This window comes from Streptomyces sp. SID13726 (assembly GCF_010548375.1).
Lineage (GTDB): Bacteria > Actinomycetota > Actinomycetes > Streptomycetales > Streptomycetaceae > Streptomyces.
Genome location: NZ_JAAGLY010000570.1, coordinates 1 through 420 on the forward strand (window position 1 = coordinate 1; position 420 = coordinate 420).

1 pseudogene is annotated in these 420 nt (G+C 70.5%); it reads right to left on the reverse strand.

What is annotated here, in order from left to right:
* Window positions 1–420: pseudogene (locus tag G3I78_RS49175) on the reverse strand (hypothetical protein); the annotation flags it as partial.

Genomic DNA, 420 nt, shown 5'->3' on the forward strand with positions numbered 1-420 from the left:
GTCAAAAGCCGCAGAGCGTAGGTATGTCTTAGGTCGTGCCATCTCCACCGCCGGGCGGGAAGGTGCGGGGTGGTCTCGTCGGCGAGCGCGTTCATGCGCGTCCAGGCCCGGTGGCGGTAGCCCTTCCACGCGTCCGCCCCCGGCATCAGCCCGCCGCGGCAGACGAACAGGGATAGTGCCTCCAGGCCGAACTCGCCCTCGTAGACGGTGATCCGCCGCAGCTTGGCGTCCATGGCGGACATCTCGAACTCGCGCACGACACCGTCCAGGACGCCCCGCACCCAGCCGCCGGCGATGTCCACCTCGCTGACCACGAACAGGTCGCGGGCCTTGCGCTCCAGGGTCCGGACCGCCCGGCGGACGATGTCCGGCCTCTCCAGCAGGCAGAACAGGTCCGCGTCGGCGACGCCGTCCTCGGTG